Source organism: Novosphingobium sp. Chol11 (assembly GCF_945870625.1).
Classification (GTDB): Bacteria; Pseudomonadota; Alphaproteobacteria; order Sphingomonadales; family Sphingomonadaceae; genus Novosphingobium.
The window spans coordinates 1-16,718 of the sequence record NZ_CAMBTS010000062.1 but is presented as its reverse complement, the minus strand read 5'-3'; the positions used below and the strand labels follow the sequence as shown (position 1 = coordinate 16,718).

The 16,718-nt window shown below is 63.8% G+C and carries 14 protein-coding genes; 6 read left to right on the top strand and 8 right to left on the bottom strand.

Translation table 11 applies throughout. From position 1 onward, the window contains the following. Positions 1 to 357: 357 nt before the first annotated feature. Together Q0O40_RS10580 and Q0O40_RS10575 are read left to right on the top strand one after the other, a co-directional pair. Entirely contained in the window at positions 358 to 2,160 is a 1,803-nt protein-coding gene (locus Q0O40_RS10580; protein ID WP_295529429.1) for a long-chain fatty acid--CoA ligase, read from the top strand. A gap of 108 nt (positions 2,161 to 2,268) precedes the next feature. After that, positions 2,269 to 4,056, top strand: a complete 1,788-nt coding sequence (locus Q0O40_RS10575; protein WP_295529427.1) for a DEAD/DEAH box helicase — start codon at positions 2,269 to 2,271, stop codon at positions 4,054 to 4,056. Between the two features lie 29 nt (positions 4,057 to 4,085). On the opposite strand, the gene Q0O40_RS10570 is transcribed toward Q0O40_RS10575, so the two are convergent. Together Q0O40_RS10570 and Q0O40_RS10565 are read right to left on the bottom strand one after the other, a co-directional pair. Then, positions 4,086 to 4,631: a hypothetical protein gene (locus Q0O40_RS10570; RefSeq protein WP_295529425.1), complete on the bottom strand. Its 546-nt coding sequence runs from the start codon at positions 4,629 to 4,631 to the stop codon at positions 4,086 to 4,088. A 175-nt stretch (positions 4,632 to 4,806) separates the two neighbouring features. Further along, on the bottom strand, positions 4,807 to 5,526 hold the full coding sequence (locus Q0O40_RS10565; protein ID WP_295529423.1) for a tRNA (guanosine(46)-N(7))-methyltransferase TrmB: 720 nt from the start codon (positions 5,524 to 5,526) through the stop codon (positions 4,807 to 4,809). Positions 5,527 to 5,675: 149 nt separating this feature from the next. Here Q0O40_RS10565 and Q0O40_RS10560 point away from each other — a divergent pair, with 149 nt between their 5' ends. After that, positions 5,676 to 6,470: a helix-turn-helix transcriptional regulator gene (locus Q0O40_RS10560; RefSeq protein ID WP_295529421.1), complete on the top strand. Its 795-nt coding sequence runs from the start codon at positions 5,676 to 5,678 to the stop codon at positions 6,468 to 6,470. 81 nt (positions 6,471 to 6,551) lie between these two features. Here Q0O40_RS10560 and ctrA read toward each other — a convergent pair whose 3' ends face one another. The 4 genes from ctrA to lptB all read right to left on the bottom strand — a co-directional run bounded on the left by ctrA (position 6,552) and on the right by lptB (position 11,074). After that, a complete protein-coding gene (gene ctrA, locus Q0O40_RS10555) occupies positions 6,552 to 7,253 on the bottom strand; it encodes a response regulator transcription factor CtrA (protein ID WP_295529419.1) in 702 nt (233 codons plus the stop codon). A 261-nt stretch (positions 7,254 to 7,514) separates the two neighbouring features. Next, the gene (locus tag Q0O40_RS10550; protein WP_295529417.1) at positions 7,515 to 8,585 is read right to left on the bottom strand and encodes a tetratricopeptide repeat protein; all 1,071 of its coding nucleotides are present in this window, start codon (positions 8,583 to 8,585) and stop codon (positions 7,515 to 7,517) included. 97 nt (positions 8,586 to 8,682) lie between these two features. Next, positions 8,683 to 10,230: an RNA polymerase factor sigma-54 gene (gene rpoN, locus Q0O40_RS10545; RefSeq protein ID WP_295529415.1), complete on the bottom strand. Its 1,548-nt coding sequence runs from the start codon at positions 10,228 to 10,230 to the stop codon at positions 8,683 to 8,685. Between the two features lie 52 nt (positions 10,231 to 10,282). Further along, positions 10,283 to 11,074: an LPS export ABC transporter ATP-binding protein gene (gene lptB / locus Q0O40_RS10540; protein WP_295529413.1), complete on the bottom strand. Its 792-nt coding sequence runs from the start codon at positions 11,072 to 11,074 to the stop codon at positions 10,283 to 10,285. Positions 11,075 to 11,319: 245 nt separating this feature from the next. Between lptB and Q0O40_RS10535 the strand changes: the two genes are divergently transcribed. After that, the gene (locus tag Q0O40_RS10535) at positions 11,320 to 11,688 is read left to right on the top strand and encodes a hypothetical protein (RefSeq protein ID WP_295529411.1); all 369 of its coding nucleotides are present in this window, start codon (positions 11,320 to 11,322) and stop codon (positions 11,686 to 11,688) included. 109 nt (positions 11,689 to 11,797) lie between these two features. After that, positions 11,798 to 13,144 (top strand): TldD/PmbA family protein, encoded by a 1,347-nt coding sequence (locus tag Q0O40_RS10530; protein WP_295529409.1) that lies wholly within the window; start codon positions 11,798 to 11,800, stop codon positions 13,142 to 13,144. Positions 13,145 to 13,165: 21 nt separating this feature from the next. Here Q0O40_RS10530 and ppa read toward each other — a convergent pair whose 3' ends face one another. Next, the gene (gene ppa, locus Q0O40_RS10525) at positions 13,166 to 13,705 is read right to left on the bottom strand and encodes an inorganic diphosphatase (protein WP_295529407.1); all 540 of its coding nucleotides are present in this window, start codon (positions 13,703 to 13,705) and stop codon (positions 13,166 to 13,168) included. A 200-nt stretch (positions 13,706 to 13,905) separates the two neighbouring features. Beyond that, a complete protein-coding gene (locus tag Q0O40_RS10520; protein WP_295529404.1) occupies positions 13,906 to 15,876 on the bottom strand; it encodes a peptidase M61 in 1,971 nt (656 codons plus the stop codon). A 113-nt stretch (positions 15,877 to 15,989) separates the two neighbouring features. Between Q0O40_RS10520 and hisS the strand changes: the two genes are divergently transcribed. Continuing rightward, the coding region (gene hisS / locus Q0O40_RS10515; RefSeq protein WP_295529402.1) for a histidine--tRNA ligase at positions 15,990 to 16,718 on the top strand (729 nt) is incomplete at its 3' end.

Here is a 16,718-nt window from a genome sequence, read left to right as displayed (position 1 = left end):
GCCCGCACCGGTCGCATCGGGCCTGCTCGCGGGGCGAACAAACCCGAAAGAGCGAAGGCAAGGCCGGCCAAGCCCGCTCCCGATCTGCGGGGCATTTAGCCTATATGGTTCGTTTTGTCAAGGAGTTTGTGTGTGGAGGCTGCCCACCCCTAACCCCTCCCGCAGGCGGGAGGGGCACTGGTTGTGCTTTCTGCTCCCCTCCCGCTCATCCTGAGCCTTTCGAAGGAGGGAGGGGGAGTGGTGCTGCTTTCCACAGGCCGGGTTGCGGTCGGGCGGCGGGGGTCGTAGCTTTGCAGGGAAATAACGGCCAGCACGCCGCGCGCGCCAGGCCGGAAGCGGGCAAGAGGATGATCCCACGTGCAGCTCTCCGATTTTGCGGGCTACCCGAATCTGGTCGCGATGTTCCTGGACCGGGCGCATGAACGGGGCGACGCGCCGTTTCTTTGGGCCAAGCAGGGCGGGCGGTGGCAATCGATCAGCTGGCGCGAGGCCGCGGATCAGATGTGCCTGCTGGCACAATCTTTGCGTGCGCTGGGGCTGAACCAAGGCGACCGCGTCGCGCTGGTTTCCGAAAACCGGCCCGAGTGGTGCATTGCCGATCTGGCGATCATGGCGGCGGGGCTGGTCACGGTGCCCACCTACACCACCAATACCGAGCGCGATCATTTGCATATCCTCGAAAACTCGGGCGCGCGCGCGGTGATCGTCTCGACCCCCAAGCTGGCGCAAGCGGTGATGGGCGCGGCGCTGCGCGCGCCCGAGCTTGCGCATGTGATCGGCATCGAGCCGCTGCGCCGGATGCAATCGGGCACGATCAGCTTTCACGATTGGCCCGCGCTGCTGAAAGGCGACATTGCATCCGCGCGGCTGGAAACCGAGGCGCGCGTGGCCGGCATCGGGCGGGCCGACCTTGCCTGCCTGATCTATACCAGCGGCACCGGCGGCACCCCGCGCGGGGTGCGCCAGCATCACGGCGCGATCCTGTGCAATGTCGATGGCGCAGGCACCATCCTGGCCGACGATCTGGGCTGGGGCGACGAGGTGTTCCTCTCGTTCCTGCCGCTCTCCCACGCTTATGAACACACCGGCGGGCAATATCTGCCGATCGGGATGGGCGCGCAGATCTACTATTCCGAAGGGCTCGAGAAGCTGGCGAGCAATATCGAGGAAACCCGCCCGACGATGATGGTGGTGGTGCCGCGCCTGTTTGAAGTGTTGCGCGCGCGGATCATCAAGCAGATCGAAAAGCAGGGCCGCCTGCCGAATTATCTGATGGGCCGCGCGCTGGCGATCGGGGCGCGGCAAGCGGCGGGACGTGGGCGGCTGATCGACAAGCCGATTGATCTGCTGCTCGAACGGCTGTTGCGGCCCAAGATCCGCGCGCGCTTTGGCGGGCGGGTGAAGGCGATGGTGGCAGGCGGCGCGCCACTCAATCCTGAGGTCGGGGTATTTTTCCAGGCAATGGGGATCACCGTGCTGCAAGGCTATGGCCAGACCGAGGCGGGGCCGGTGATTTCGTGCAACCGGCCCGCGGTGGGCCTTGCGATGGACACCGTCGGCCCGCCGATGAAGGGGGTGGAAGTCAAGATCGCGGAGGATGGCGAGATCCTCGTGCGCGGCGAGCTGGTGATGCACGGCTATTGGCGCAACGAGGCGGAGACCGCGCGCGCGCTGCAGAAGGGGTGGCTGCACACCGGCGACATAGGGCATCTGGACGCCAAAGGCCGGATCAAGATCACCGATCGCAAGAAGGACATGATCGTCAACGACAAGGGCGACAATGTCTCCCCGCAGAAGATCGAAGGGATGCTCACGCTCCAGCCCGAAATCGCGCAGGCGATGGTGACAGGCGACAAGCGGCCCTACATCGTCGCGCTGATCGTGCCCGATGCCGAATGGGCGCTGGAATGGGCGCGCCGCGAAGGCGAAAAGTTCGACATGCGCGCCTTGCAGGATCTGCCCGCGTTTCGGGGCGCGGTGCGCGCGGCGGTCGACCGGGTGAACCGCGATCTGTCCGTCACCGAAAAAGTGCGCCAGTTCGCCTTTGCCGATGAAGCCTTCACGATCGACAACGAAGAGATGACCCCCTCGATGAAAATCCGGCGGCACAAGATCAAGGAACGCTACGCCGCGCGGACCGATGCGCTGTACAAAGGGTGAGTGGAAACCGGATAATGGCCTCGCGCAAGATTGAGCGCGCCAAACCGGGCGGATTGGCCTAAGGGGAGCAGCCGCGCTGCGCGGCCCCCCCAGAATTCTGCGAGACCCATGCCCTTTTCCCAGCTTCCCCCTGTCATCGCCGCTGCTGTGGCCGAACGCGGCTATGCCGCCCCCACCCCGGTTCAGGCTGCCGTGCTCGAGGCCGAGGCGCGCGGGCGCGATCTGGTCGTTTCGGCGCAGACCGGATCGGGCAAGACGGTCGCCTTTGGCCTCGCCATGGCCGACCAACTGCTGAATGCCGAAGGCATGGCCCCCCCGGCGGGCGCGCCGCTGGCGCTGGTGATCGCGCCGACGCGCGAACTGGCGCTGCAAGTCAGCCGCGAGCTGGAATGGCTGTTTGCCAAATCGGGCGCGCGCATCGCCACGTGCGTGGGCGGCATGGACGCCTCGCGCGAACGGCGCGCGCTGGGCTATGGCACGCATATCGTGGTCGGCACGCCGGGCCGGTTGCGCGATCACCTCGAACGCGGCGCGCTCGACCTTTCAGGCCTCAAGGTCGCGGTGCTCGATGAAGCCGACGAAATGCTCGACATGGGTTTTCGCGAGGACCTTGAAGGCATTCTCGATGCGACCCCGGACGGGCGGCGCACGATGCTGTTCTCCGCAACCATGCCCTCGCCGATTGTCGCGCTGGCGCGGCGTTATCAGAAGAACGCGCTGCGCATCTCGACCGTGACCGAAGAGCGCGGCCATGGCGATATCGAGTATCAAGCCATCGCGGTGGCTCCCGCCGATATCGAAGGCGCGGTGGTCAATCTGCTGCGCTTTCACGAAGCCGAAACGGCGATGCTGTTTTGCGCGACGCGCGACAATGTCCGCCGCCTTCATGCCAGCCTCACCGATCGCGGCTTTGCGGTCGTCGCGCTTTCGGGCGAGCATAGCCAGAACGAGCGCAATTCGGCGCTGCAAGCCTTGCGCGATCGCCGCGCGCGGGTTTGCGTGGCAACCGACGTGGCGGCGCGCGGGATCGACCTGCCCTCGCTCAGCCTCGTCGTCCATGTCGAGATTCCGCGCGATGCCGAGACTTTGCAGCACCGCTCGGGCCGCACCGGGCGCGCGGGCAAGAAGGGCACCGCTGTCCTCATCGTGCCTTATCCGCGGCGCAAGCGGGTGGAAGGCATGCTGCGCGGGGCGCGCATTGCCGCGCAATGGGTGCCGCTGCCTTCGGCGGAAGATATCCGCCGCGCCGATAGCGAGCGCCTGCTCGCCGCGCTGCTCGCGCCCATCGACGTGACCGAGGAGGACCGCGTGCTGGCAGCCCGCCTGCTGACCGAGCGCAGCGCAGAAGATCTGGCGGCGGCGCTGGTGCAGATCCACCGTTCGCGGCTGCCGCAGCCAGAGGAACTGGTCAGCAGCGATGCTTCGCCGACCGAACCGCGCACCCCGCGCCCCGGCTTTGAGGGCAGCAGCTGGTTCCGCGTCAATATTGGCCGCAGCCAGAATGCCGATCCGCGCTGGATCCTGCCGCTGCTCTGCCGGCGCGGCCATGTTAGCCGCACCGAAATCGGCGCGATCCGCATCACCGGTGATGAAACGCTGTTCGAAGTGCAAGGGACCGTGGCCGCGCGCTTTCTCGATGCGGTGCGCCGCACCGCCGATGAAGGCGACGAGGTCGAGATCACACAAGTCGAGGGGGGGCCGCGCGAAGAAGCGCGCCATCGCCGCCGCGACAATGCTTCGGGAGCGCCAGTGCACCGGGCCAAGCCGGCGCATGCGCCCAAGCCTTATCGCCATCCGGCGCGGGGGAATGATCAGAGCAGGCCGGGCGGAACGGGCCCGGCCGGCAAGGGGCCCAAGAAGGGCACCTGGCGGAGCAAGCCCGACCGCGCCAAGTGATGGCCTGAACGCGCGCCGGAAGCGCGCTATCAGGCGGCGTTATCGAGCTCGACAAATTCGGGAAAGAACACCGGCTCGTTCATCGACCAGCCCGGCGCGGTCGCCGCAGCTTCGCTGATCGACTGAAGCAGGCCTTTGCGGTTTTCGGGGCGGATCTGCGGCAAGGCTGCGGCCCCGCAGAACGCCGATGGCAGCCATGGCCGCGCTTCGGCACCAAGCAGGCGCTCATAGAGAAAGCGATAGGCCGAAAAGCTGGCAAGCGATGCCTGGGCAAGATCGAAAGTAGTGACCCGCAGCAGCGGCCCCATAAAATCGTCGAGGCTTTCAACGCCGATCAGGTGCGCCGCGACATCGGCCGGCAGCTTGCCGCGCAGCAGCTTCAAATCCTGATAGACGACATATTGGGTGCGGATGGTGGCCGCGTCCTGCCGCCCGCGCGACCAACGCTCAAGCGCATTGTGGCGGGCCAGACCAATATCGAGACTGCGCCGGATGTAGCGCTGCTCACACGCTGAAAACCCTGCAAATTCGCGCATTTCGGCAATGATCGCGTTGGCAGTCTTGGTGTTCGACATGATCCGGTTCCTCGCCGGACGGAGCAACAACCCCGCGCGACGAGCATGGGATTACGCAGATTCTATTAGCGTCCCGTTAAATGGTTAATGGGTAGGCAACCCGAGGAAACCGGTAATGGTCAGTTTTTCACGAGGAGGGCAGGCTGGATCGGCGCGGATCACGCCCGCCGCCCGGTTATCCCGGCCTGCGCGCGTAGCGGAAATACCAGACCTCATGGCCGAGCGCGTGCGCCTTGGCCTCATAGCGCGTTTCGGACCAGCCGCCTGGCCGGACTTGAAAATCGCGGGGGGAATTGGCCGCCCAGGCGAACTGATCCGTGAACTGACGCATGATCATCAGCGCATGGCGCAAGTACACCGGATGATCCGTGCCGAAGCGAAACTCGCCGCCGGGTTTCAGCTTGCGCGCGATCAGCTCGACCGGCCCGGGGTTCATCATCCGCCGTTTGGCATGGCGCGCCTTGGGCCAGGGATCGGGATGAAGCAGATAGACAAACGAGAGCGCCCCATCGGGCACCCGCGCCAGCACTTCGAGCGCATCGCCATGATGGATGCGGACGTTGCAGATCGGGGCCGTGCGCCCGCCGTCGCCATCCAGGTGGACCAGCGCCTGCGCCACGCCATTGAGGAACGGCTCGGCCCCGATGAAGCCGTGATCGGGCAGGAGATCGGCGCGGAAGGCCAGATGCTCGCCGCCGCCGAAGCCGATCTCGAAATGGAGCGGACAATCCCGGCCGAACAGGGCAGCTGCGGTCACTTCGCCCGCCGCGGGCACGGCGATGGCGGGCAGCAAAGTGTCGATGAGGCCCTGCTGGCCGGTGCGCAAGGGCCTGCCTTTGGCGCGGCCATAAAGGCGGCTGAGGGTGAGCGGATCACCGGGTTTGTACGCTGTCATGTGCCGGGTCTGTGGCAGTCGGCCCGGTTAGGGTCAAGATCAGGCGAAAACGGCTATGCTGGATGCAGCCTCCCAAGAAAATTGGGATGGACGGCCTGTAAGCCTTGTGGTGATCACGAGATATGTCTGCGCATAACCAACCACATAGCGTGTTTACCGCATTAACAGACAAGGAGCTGGAAATCCTTCACCTGTTGACGGCGGGACACACGGTTAAATCAATTGCGGTTCGGCTTGGGCGATCAGAAGCCTCGATAAACGAGCGCTTGCGCGACGCGCGCCGCAAGACCGGGGTCGGCAGCAGCCGCGAACTGGCACGCCTGCTGGATGCACAGAAAATCTGGGACACAAAAATCGATCTATCGCAGCAACGTTCCGCGGCGAACGGAGTGGAGCAGCCCGCAAGCGCCGGGCTACTCCGAACGAATGGAACGAAGCTCATGCTGATCGCACTGCCAATCGCCGCCGGACTTATGGTCATTGCTGCGAGTTCGACGTATCAGGTTGCCCGCACGGCGCCTGCTCAGGCCTCATCCGCCCGGTCATTGCCGCTTGTCGGGCGGTGGTCGCTCGATGTCGAACGCATCTCGGTGGAAGAGCGCCCACGTCAAGTGACTGTAGCCTTCCAAGTCTCACCGGATCAGAAGTGGACGACAAAAGTGGAGATCGTTGGCCCCGACGGTGCCATCTTAAGCGCAGATTCGATCGCAGCGCTGGACGGCGTGCCCGTTCCGGTGACCGGCAATATGGATTTCATCGACACTGTCTCGCTCCGCCACCCTGCGCCAAACACTCTCGTGATGACGCTGGGCAAGAACGGCGCGCCCGTCTCCACGCGGGTATATACGGTCGCGAGAAACCGCCAATCCATGACAGAGACTATTGTCTTGGCTAACAGCAGCCTGCCCAAGCTGGAAACGACTTATTTCAAGCGGATCGGCTGATCACCGAAAGCCAAACAAAAAGCGGCCCGCCTTTGCAGGCGGGCCGTTTCACGTGGAACATGGGGAGAAAAAGGGGAGCGATCAGGCCGCTGCGGCATCCATCTTGTCATCAGGATCGCGCAGCACGTAGCCGCGGCCCCAGACGGTTTCGATGTAGTTGTCGCCGTCGCAGGCATGCGCCAGCTTCTTGCGCAGCTTGCAGATAAACACGTCGATGATCTTGAGTTCGGGTTCGTCCATGCCGCCATAGAGGTGGTTGAGGAACATTTCCTTGGTCAGCGTGGTGCCCTTGCGCAGCGAAAGCAACTCGAGCATCGCATATTCCTTGCCGGTAAGATGCACGCGCGCGCTATCGACTTCGACTGTTTTGGCATCGAGGTTGACCGCCAGCTTGCCGGTGCGGATCACCGATTGCGAATGCCCCTTCGAACGGCGCACCACGGCGTGGATGCGCGCGATCAATTCATCGCGGTGGAAGGGTTTGGTGACATAGTCATCCGCGCCGAAGCCGAAGCTGCGTACCTTGGAATCCATTTCCGCAATGCCCGAAAGGATCAGCACCGGGGTCTGCACTTTGGCGACGCGCAGCTTTTTCAGAACGTCGTACCCGTGCATGTCGGGCAGATTGAGGTCGAGCAGAATAATGTCGTAATCATAGAGCTTGCCGAGATCGAGACCTTCTTCGCCAAGATCGGTAGAGTAAACATTGAAGCCTTCGGTCGAAAGCATCAGCTCAATTGCTTTAGCCGTCGTTGGCTCGTCCTCGATCAGCAATACGCGCATGGATCAGCCCCTTTTTGCCATTCCCGATGGCATAACCCCCTGTTTCAAGGAGGCTTGCTCGTCATTAACCATATGACCAATGAATATTAAAGGTTAATTGTTCGTAAGGGCAGTTATCCGCATTCTGCTGCTGCAGCCCCTCAAAGTCCTGCCCGCAGGGTGGAGGTTTTCAGCCTTTTCAACAACTTGGTAACGTTGCGCAAGCCCCGAACACGAAACATTCATCGTGTACTTGCGCAAACTTTTTACGCCCGGGCCCGGTCAGGCACCGGCAACCCCGGCGCTTTTGGCAGCTTCGCGCAGCCGGTTCGCCGCGGTGCTATCGTGACGCAGCGCTCCAAGCCCGGCTTTGAACGCCTTGCCTGCCTTGTCCGGCTCTGCCAGCTGCATCCGACTGCGCACCAGCATGATCCAGCCCTCGGCGTTATCCGGATTGCGGCTCAGCTTTGCCTCAAGCCCGTCGACCATGCCGCGGATCATCACCTGCTGCTGTTCAGAAGAAAGGCTTTGCGCCGCGCGGATCTGCGCACCATCGGCGCCAGCCAGCTCGGAAGCGGCCATTTTCGCGCCCCCGGCTTTGGCGTTTTCCGGCGCAGGGCTCGCAGCGGCTGCTGCCAATTGCATCGCGGCCAGACGCTTTTCGACCTCGATCTTGCGCATCGCGCCGACATTGCGGATCACCGCGCGGATATCATCGGCATAGGGCGCATCGGCCGGCGTATCCTTGAGCAGCGCGAACCACGCGTTGATCGCCTTTCTATGGTGCCCGGCAATGTCCATCGACACCGCTTTGAAATAGCGCGCCCGCGCATCCTTGGGATCGAGCTTGTAAGCCCGTTCGAAGGCAGCCCGCGCATCGGCCGGAATCTTGCCTTCGACATTGCTGGCCAGCACCAGGCTTTCGCCCAGAAAGGAGAACGTCTCGGCATGCTCGGGATCGAGCCTGGTCGATTGCTTGAGCGCGGTGGCGGCTTCGGCATAGCGCTGGGTCTGGAAGTACGACCAGCCGAGCATGCGCCAGCCTTGCGCATCATCGGGCTTTTCCTTGAGCTTTGCTTCCAGTTTGGCGATCACGTCGTCCACCGAAGGGGCCTGGCTGGGCGCGGGCATGGGCGGGGCGACCAGCGCCGCTGTTGCAGGCGGCGTGTGCTGCTGAGCGCGATACGCCGCCACCCCGCCTGCCGCCGCAACCATCAGCGCCGCCGCACCGAGCAGCAGACGGCCCCCACGAACCGGCGCCGGAACTTTGGCAGACTTGGTAATGTCGCCAGACTCGGCAGCCTCAGCATTGCCGCTGATGGCAGGGGCGCGATTGGCTTCAGCCTCGTTCATGGCATGCTCCCTGGCGAGCCTGACGACCGCGCCTTGTATCCAAGCCATATCCTGCGTGACCGGCCCGTTGCAAGCGGCGCAGGAAGCGCGGAACCGATCAACGCACGCCGACGAGCGCCTTGCGCCGCCGCCGCTGGACCGAGCTGCCAAGGCCGATCGCCTCACGGTATTTGGCGACAGTGCGGCGCGCAAGATCGAAGCCGCGCGCTTTCAGGAGATCGACCAGCGTATCATCGGACAGCACCGCAGCGGGATCTTCCGCCTCGATCAGCTGGCGGATCGCCGCCTTGACCGCTTCGGCCGAGGCCACCCCATCGCCATCGGACGAGGCGACGCCCGAAGTGAAGAAATACTTCAGCTCGAAGGTGCCCAGCGCGCAATGGAGGTATTTGTTCGAGGTAACGCGGCTGACGGTGGATTCGTGCATCTCGATCGCTTCGGCCACCGCGCGCAAGGTAAGCGGCTTCAGCTGCGACACGCCGCCGCGAAAGAAGCCTTCCTGCTGGCGCACGATTTCCGCCGAGACCTTGAGGATGGTCTTCTGCCGCTGATCGAGCGCCTTGATCAGCCAGTTGGCATCGGCCAGCTTTTCGCCGAGCCAGGCCTTGGCATCCTTGGCAAGGCAGGCGTGGCGCATTTCGACATAGTATGAGCGATTGACCACGAGCCGGGGCAAGGTCGCAGGATTGAGCATGATGTCCCACCCCGCAGCGCCATCCTTTTGCGGCGCTTCGCGCACCAGCACATCGGGCACGACGATTTCCGCTGAGCCGCCCCCGAAGCGCAGGCCAGGCTTTGGATCATAACCGCGCAATTCGCCGAGCATGTCGGCAAAGTCTTCGTCATCGACCCGGCACAACCGCTTGAGCCGGGCAAATTCGCCGCGCGCGACCAGATCGAGGTTATCGATCAGCCGCGCCATCGCCGGATCATACCGATCCGCCTCTTTTGCCTGAAGCGCGATGCATTCGGCGAGGCTGCGCGCGCCAACGCCAGTGGGATCAAGCGCTTGCACCAGCGCCAGCGCGCTCGCGACCTGTGCTGTCGGCAGGCCCAGCGCTTCGGCAACCTCAGCCAGAGAAATCGCAAGATAGCCCGACTCGTCGAGCTGGTTGATCAGCCAGCGCGCCGCAAACAGCCGCTGGCCGTCCGAGCAGGTTGCACCGATTTGCGCATGAAGATGTTCGGCCAGGGTGAGGGCCGCGCCGGCGCGCTCATCGATATCCGGGCCTTCGCCGCCGGCTCCGCCGCCTTCACCCTCCCCGCCGCCGGCCTCCCGGCCGCTGGGGTCGGCCGTGCCCAGCGTCGCCGGGAGCATGGACCCGTCGCCGGTTTCGCGGTCGGCATCGAGCGCTGCTGTATCGATATCGAGCGGGCGGTCCTCGGCAGCGCGCCCCTCGCTGACCAGCTGATCGACCGGCGAGCTTTCAAGATGCGTGCGGCGCAGGTCTTCCGGAACCGGCTCGATCGCTTCAGACGGCGCGCCATCGCCCAGTTCGAGCAGCGGATTGGCATCGAGCGCTTCGCCGATAAAGGCTTCGACTTCGAGATTTGACAGCGCCAGCAATTTGATCGCTTGCTGAAGCTGCGGGGTCATCACCAGCGATTGGGATTGCCGCAAATCCAGCCGTGGCCCGATCGCCATCGCTAGGTTCCCTCGCCCTCAAGCGTGCAAGGCTGGATCGCAGCGAGGCGCATCACAGGGTGAAGCCCTCGCCAAGATAGAGGCGGCGGACATTGGGATCGGCCACCAGCGCTTCTGGGCTGCCGGCAAACAGCACCTGCCCGCCATAAATGATACAGGCACGATCGACGATATCGAGCGTTTCGCGGACATTGTGATCGGTGATGAGCACGCCGATCCCGCGGTTCTTAAGGTCGATCACCAAAGTGCGGATATCCGAGATCGACAGCGGATCGATGCCGGCAAAGGGCTCGTCCAGCAGGATGATCGAAGGATCGGCGGCCAGCGCGCGGGCGATTTCGCAGCGGCGGCGCTCACCGCCCGAAAGCGCCATGGCAGGCGCTTCGCGCAGGGCGGTCAGCCCGAATTCACCCAGCAGCCGGTCAAGCTCCGCCTTGCGGGTGGCCTTGTCCGGCTCGACCATTTCCAGCACGGCGGCGATGTTCTGCTCGACCGTCAGGCCGCGGAAAATCGAGGTTTCCTGTGGCAGATAGCCCAGCCCGAGAATGGCGCGGCGATACATCGGCAACTTGGTGATATCGACGCCGTCGAGCAGGATGCGCCCCGAATCCGGGCGAACCAGCCCCATGATCGAATAGAAGCACGTCGTCTTGCCCGCCCCGTTGGGCCCGAGCAGGCCGACTACCTCGCCTTTGCCGACGGTCAGCGAGATATCGGTAAGAATGGCGCGCCGATCATAGCTCTTGGCGATCGACACGACCTCAAGCCCGCCTTGCGGAATCGGCGGCGCGGCATCGGGCGTCGGTGCTGGTTTGGCGGCGACGCCGGGGGTGGGAGCGTTCATGATTTCGAGGATCGCTTTTTGGGTCGTACCGGGGGCCGTGTTTGGGATCGCCCTCCGCCATAGCCGGGTCTGATGGCCGCGAAAAGCCCGACCAGCATCCAACTGGCAGGATTTGTGCATGGTGCTTGTCTCGATCGCCGCCGCCATGGCCTTAGCCTATTGCAGCAAATGCCTGATAAATCCTTGAACCCAACATGAATGCATGATTAACTGCCCGAATCGGGAGAGAAAAACGGGAAAGACCCATGGCCAAAACACACCGAGATTATGCCGCTTCGCCCCAGCAGCAGATTGATTGGCGCAAATCGATGAGCGACACGGTCGCCTATGCGCTGCTGGTTTACACCGCCTTGCAGATTTTCGTGACGATGCGCGCGATGGAAGGGGACCGCAGCTCGATGCTGCCCATGCTGGCGCTGGTCGTGCTGGTTGCTGCGATCATCCCGATGTTTCGCCACATAGAACGCCGCTGGGATGGGCTAAGCCCCGCAGCAGCGGCTGATCCGGCCATGCGCGCCGCCTGCCGCCGCGATCAACTGGCGGTATGGGCGCTGGCGATCGGTCTGCCATTCCTGCTCACCGCATTGTTCAAGGGTGTCACTGCGCTCTTTTGAGCCCCCGCTTGCAGCGGTTTGGGCAGCGGTCTACGACACGCGCTTTCCTGCCTGATCCGGGCCTGCATCGCCCGGATCGGACCAGACCCTTGCGCGAAAGGCTTGGCCCATGCTTTCTCCCTCCGTCGCTTCCGAGCGGTGTCAGACGCTGATCGAACGCGCGATGCGCGGCGGGGCCAGCGCCTGCGATGCGGTCTATCTCGCCAACGCATCGCAATCGGTGCAGGTCCGGCTGGGCGCGCTCGAAGATGTCGAGCGGTCTGAATCCGAGCACATCGCGCTGCGCGTGTTCGTGGACGGCGCATCTGCGTCGGTCGGTTCAAGCGATCTGGGCGAGGCGGCGCTCGATGAGCTGGCCGCACGCGCCGTGCTGATGGCGCGGGCGGCCCCGGTTGATCGCTATGCCGGGCTTGCACCCGAAGAATGCCTGATGCGCGGCCCGGTTCCCGAACTTGATCTGATCGATGAACGCGAGCCGAGCCCGCAGGAATTGCGGCGCATGGCGGAAGAGGCCGAAGATGCGGCGCGCGCGATCCCCGGCGTTACCAATTCCGAGGGCGGCGGCGCGGGCGCGGGACGCGGCGTGGCCGCGCTGGCGACAAGCCATGGCTTTGCCGGAGTTTACGCGACGACCAACCATTCGATCTCGGCCAGCGTGGTCGCGGGTGAGGGCGGCGGGATGCAGAGCGATTATGCCTACCGCACCGCCCGCCACGCTTCTGATTTGCTCTCCCCCGAGGAAATCGGCCGCAAAGCAGGGACGCGCGCCACTGCCAAGCTAAACCCCGGCAGGGTGAAAAGCGGGACGTATTCGATCGTGTTCGATCCGCGTGTCGGCGGCAGTCTGGTCGGCCACCTGCTCGGCGCGATCTCGGGCGCTGCGATCGCCCGGCGCGCCAGCTTTCTGCTCGATCACGAGGGCGCGCAGATATTCGATTCCAGCATCACGATCACCGATGATCCGCTGCGGCGGCGGGGGCAGCGTTCGCGCCCGTTCGACGGCGAGGGCCTCGCCACCGGTCAGCGCGCGCTGGTGGAGCAAGGCCGCCTGACCGGCTGGCTGATGGATGCAGCGGCGGCGCGCCAGCTTGGTGCGGCGCCGACCGGGCATGCCGCGCGCGGCAGCTCCGGTCCGCCGCATGTGAGCGCGAGCAATGTCGTGCTCCAGCCCGGCGCGCAGACCCGCGCCGCGTTGATGGCCGATATCGCCGATGGCATCTATGTGACCGAACTCATCGGCATGGGGGTCAATGGAGTGACCGGAGACTATAGCCGAGGCGCGGCGGGTTTTCGCATTGTCGGCGGCGAGATTGCAGGGCCGATCGCGGAGTTTACCGTGGCTGGCAATCTGATCGAGATGTTTGCCCGGCTGATTGCCGCAGACGACCTCGACATCCACCGCGGGATCGATGTGCCGACTTTGCGAATCGACGCGCTGAGCGTGGCCGGGGACTGAGCCCCCGGCCTGCTGCAACAATCAGGCCGACTTGGACTGTGCCTGACGTTCGATCGCTTCGAGCGTGATCTGGCGTGCTTCTTCGGCGCCGCCCCAGGTGCCGACGCGGACCCACTTTTCCTTTTCCAGATCCTTGTAATGGGTAAAAAAGTGCTCGATCTGCTGCAGCAGGATTTCGGGCAGATCCTCACGCTCTTTCACATCTGCATAATATGGGAAGGTGGAGTTGACCGGCACGCAGATCAATTTTTCATCGCCGCCGTGCTCGTCTTCAAGGTTTAGAACAGCAATCGGCCGCGCGCGCACCACCGAGCCGGGAACGAATGGCGAGCGCGAAATCACCAGCGCATCGAGGGGATCGCCATCGGGCGAAAGCGTATGCGGCACGAAGCCATAGTTTGCCGGATAGCGCATCGGGGTGTGGAGAATGCGATCGACGAACAGCGCGCCCGAAGCCTTGTCAAATTCATACTTCACCGGTTCGCCGCCCATCGGCACCTCGATGACAACGTTGAGGCTTTCAGGAGGATTGTCGCCGGTAGGGATCATGTCGATGCGCATGGTGTGCCTTTGGTTAGGCCCGCCGGGCCAGTGGAATTGTCGCCCACGCCTCTAACGCGGCGACAAGCCCGCTGCAACCGGCCATGTAGCCCCCTCTCTGCGGCCGATGGCTTTGATCTTAACGCGATTATCCCGATGTTCGACACCAGCACGCCGGGGCGAACCGCGCACCCCGCAACTGCGGCATGCGCGGCACCCCGTTACTTGGCCGCAGCGCGGCGGGGGGCGAGCAGCAGATCGAGCCCGGCCACCGCCTTGCCGGTGACGGCCCGTTCCAGCCAAGGCCAGCGCAGCCCGTCGCGGTAGTCGATTTTGATGGTGGTGTAGGTGTCGTCGCGCTTGACCAGCAGCTCGATCGGCTTGGCATTGCCCTTCGCAGCAGTCACCGCAGCCTTGATCGTATCCTGATCATAAGCCGTGCCGTTAACCGCCACGATCTGCATGCCGCTGACCAGACCGGCGCGGAACGCCGGCCCGTCCCAGCGGCTCGCGGTGATCTTGCCGTCTCTGTCGATGGCAATGCCCAGCGAATGATTGAGCGAGATGAACTTGCCCTCCGCCATCCGCGCCTTGTCATAGATATTGGGCTCTGCCTTCCACACCAGCTTGTAGCCGCCGCGCTCGATGCCGCCGAGCGGCGCGGGCTGTCCTGGGGTTTGCAGCCGGGTTTTGAGGAAGCCCGCCCAGTCATAGGGATAGATCCCGTTCAGCGTTGCCGCGACATCTTCGAATTCATAGGGCACAGTGCCCCAATCGCCGTCACGCAGCCCGAAAAAGGCTTTGGCGAAATCGTCCATGCCCTTCTTGCCGCCAGTGCCTTCGCGGATGATCGCCTCGGCCTCCAGCCAGACCAGCGCGCCTTCGGTGTAGTAGTCCTCGTTGCGGGTGAGCGAGGAGAACGGCTTGGGCTTGCGATCCGCCATGATCGGATCGAGCGTGGTATCCTCGACCGAGCGCCAATCGCGCCCGGGAGTCTGCGTAAAGCCGCCAGCATCGCGCGCGATCATGGCAAGCACCATGTCCTTGCTCTGCACGCCCGAGCGCGCAGCGAGGATGTAACCCCAGAACTGCGTTTGCCCTTCATAGACCCACAGCAGATTATCCTGCATCGGCTGGCGATAATCCGGGGTCCACAGCTTGGCAGGGCGGCGGAACTTGCCATCCCACGAATGGACAAGCTCATGCGGAACGACGTTCCGGTCCCAATCGCCCGCCGCCCATTCGGACAGCGTCTTGGGCTCATACTGGTTTTCGCTCGAGCGGTGATGCTCAAGTCCGATCCCGCCCATCCGGTCGGTCAGCGCGAGCAGCAGGTCATAATGATCGAAATGCTTTGTCCCGAAATTGAGCACGGCTTCATCGACAAGGTTGCGATAGACCGCGATGTTTTCTGGCTTGGTCACAAGCAATTCGGGCTTGTCCGCCACGATATCGAGATAGACGTTCTGCCCCAGATCGTGCCGCTGCGCATAAATCCCGGCAAAGATCGGCGAATCGACCAGCGTTTCGTAGTCCGTCACGTCCCACGTGACCGTGTCGCCGCTCTGCGTCTTGCCATCGAGCGCGGTGAACACCTGCCAGCCTTTAGGGAAAGTCACGGCCGGCTTGATCTTGATCTGCCGCACATAATGCCCGGCGGGATAGAGGCTCATCTTTTCCCACTGCAGATTGAGCATTTCGCGTGTCATGGTGATGCGCCCTTCGCTCTCGCGCAGCGGCGAGGTGTGGATCAGCTTGGCCACAACCTCGGCAGTGCCCGCCGGTACATCGACATGAAAGGCAAACACTTCGACCGGGTCACGTTTCCATGTCAGCGGCTTGCCGCCTGCAAAGAAGCGCACTTCTGCGAGTTCGGCGATCAGGCCATCGGGCGAATGATTGCCCGGCAGCCATTCAGGAAGCATCAGCGTCAGCTTGGTTGTGCCGGGCGCGACCGGGATCGTCTCGGTCACGCGATAGGCGCCCGTCGTCACATCGCTGGCATCGATCTTGAGATCGATCGTGCCGGGATAGGGCACATCCTGCGCATCGGGCACCGTGGGCACGATCGGCACCGCCATCGGGCGCGTGTTGGTGGCAGGCTGAACTTGCGCATGAAGCGCAGCTGCGCTGAATGACGAGGTGAGCAGAAGAGCGGCGAGGAGCGACGGGCGCAGAGCGTTTATGAGCATTGCATCAACATGCAGCGAAGCCCGCCACTCTGCAACTAGGGGAATGCAAGTTTTGGGGCCATTTTCCGCGCACCTTTCCCCCGGCGCGCATTGGCGCTATCTGGCCGCGCACCATGAGCGACAAAACCCCCAAGCCATCGACCCCGCAGGCGATCCGCGGCACCCAGGACATTTTCGGACCCGAGGCCGGGGCATTTGGTCATGTCGTCGAAACCTTCGAGCGGGTGCGCAAGCTTTACCGCTTTCGCCGCGCCGAAATGCCGGTGTTTGAAAAGACCACCGTGTTCTCGCGCTCGCTGGGCGAGACGACCGATGTGGTTTCGAAGGAAATGTACAGCTTTGAGGATCGCGGCGGCGAATCGCTGACCCTGCGGCCCGAATTCACCGCCGGGATCGCGCGCGCTTATCTCACCAACGGCTGGCAGCAATATGCGCCGGTGAAGATCGCCACGCACGGCCCACTGTTTCGCTATGAGCGCCCGCAAAAGGGCCGCTACCGCCAGTTTCACCAGATCGACGCCGAGATCATCGGCGCGGGCGAACCGCAGGCAGACGTAGAGCTGCTGGTGATGGCCGATCAGATCATCCGCGAACTGGGCATTGCCGAGGGCGTGACCTTGCAGCTCAACACGCTGGGCGATGCGCCGAGCCGCGATGCCTGGCGCGCCGCGCTGATCGAATACTTCCGCGATGTCAGCGATGGGCTGAGCGAAGACTCGCAGGAACGGCTGGAGAAGAACCCGCTACGCATCCTCGATAGCAAGGATTCTCGGGATAAGGCGTTTGTGGCGGATGCGCCGATGATCGACGCCTTTCTTTCGGGCGAGGCTCAGGACTTCTTC

What these genes read in the sequence shown, in the direction of transcription:
- Q0O40_RS10575 (WP_295529427.1), top strand. Translation starts at nt 2,269, where the DNA reads ATGCCCTTTTCCCAGCTTCCCCCTGTCATCGCCGCTGCTGTGGCCGAA.
- Q0O40_RS10570 (WP_295529425.1), bottom strand. Translation starts at nt 4,631, where the DNA reads ATGTCGAACACCAAGACTGCCAACGCGATCATTGCCGAAATGCGCGAA.
- Q0O40_RS10565 (WP_295529423.1), bottom strand. Translation starts at nt 5,526, where the DNA reads ATGACAGCGTACAAACCCGGTGATCCGCTCACCCTCAGCCGCCTTTAT.
- ctrA (WP_295529419.1), bottom strand. Translation starts at nt 7,253, where the DNA reads ATGCGCGTATTGCTGATCGAGGACGAGCCAACGACGGCTAAAGCAATT.
- Q0O40_RS10550 (WP_295529417.1), bottom strand. Translation starts at nt 8,585, where the DNA reads ATGAACGAGGCTGAAGCCAATCGCGCCCCTGCCATCAGCGGCAATGCT.
- rpoN (WP_295529415.1), bottom strand. Translation starts at nt 10,230, where the DNA reads ATGGCGATCGGGCCACGGCTGGATTTGCGGCAATCCCAATCGCTGGTG.
- lptB (WP_295529413.1), bottom strand. Translation starts at nt 11,074, where the DNA reads ATGAACGCTCCCACCCCCGGCGTCGCCGCCAAACCAGCACCGACGCCC.
- Q0O40_RS10535 (WP_295529411.1), top strand. Translation starts at nt 11,320, where the DNA reads ATGGCCAAAACACACCGAGATTATGCCGCTTCGCCCCAGCAGCAGATT.
- Q0O40_RS10530 (WP_295529409.1), top strand. Translation starts at nt 11,798, where the DNA reads ATGCTTTCTCCCTCCGTCGCTTCCGAGCGGTGTCAGACGCTGATCGAA.
- ppa (WP_295529407.1), bottom strand. Translation starts at nt 13,705, where the DNA reads ATGCGCATCGACATGATCCCTACCGGCGACAATCCTCCTGAAAGCCTC.
- Q0O40_RS10520 (WP_295529404.1), bottom strand. Translation starts at nt 15,876, where the DNA reads ATGCTCATAAACGCTCTGCGCCCGTCGCTCCTCGCCGCTCTTCTGCTC.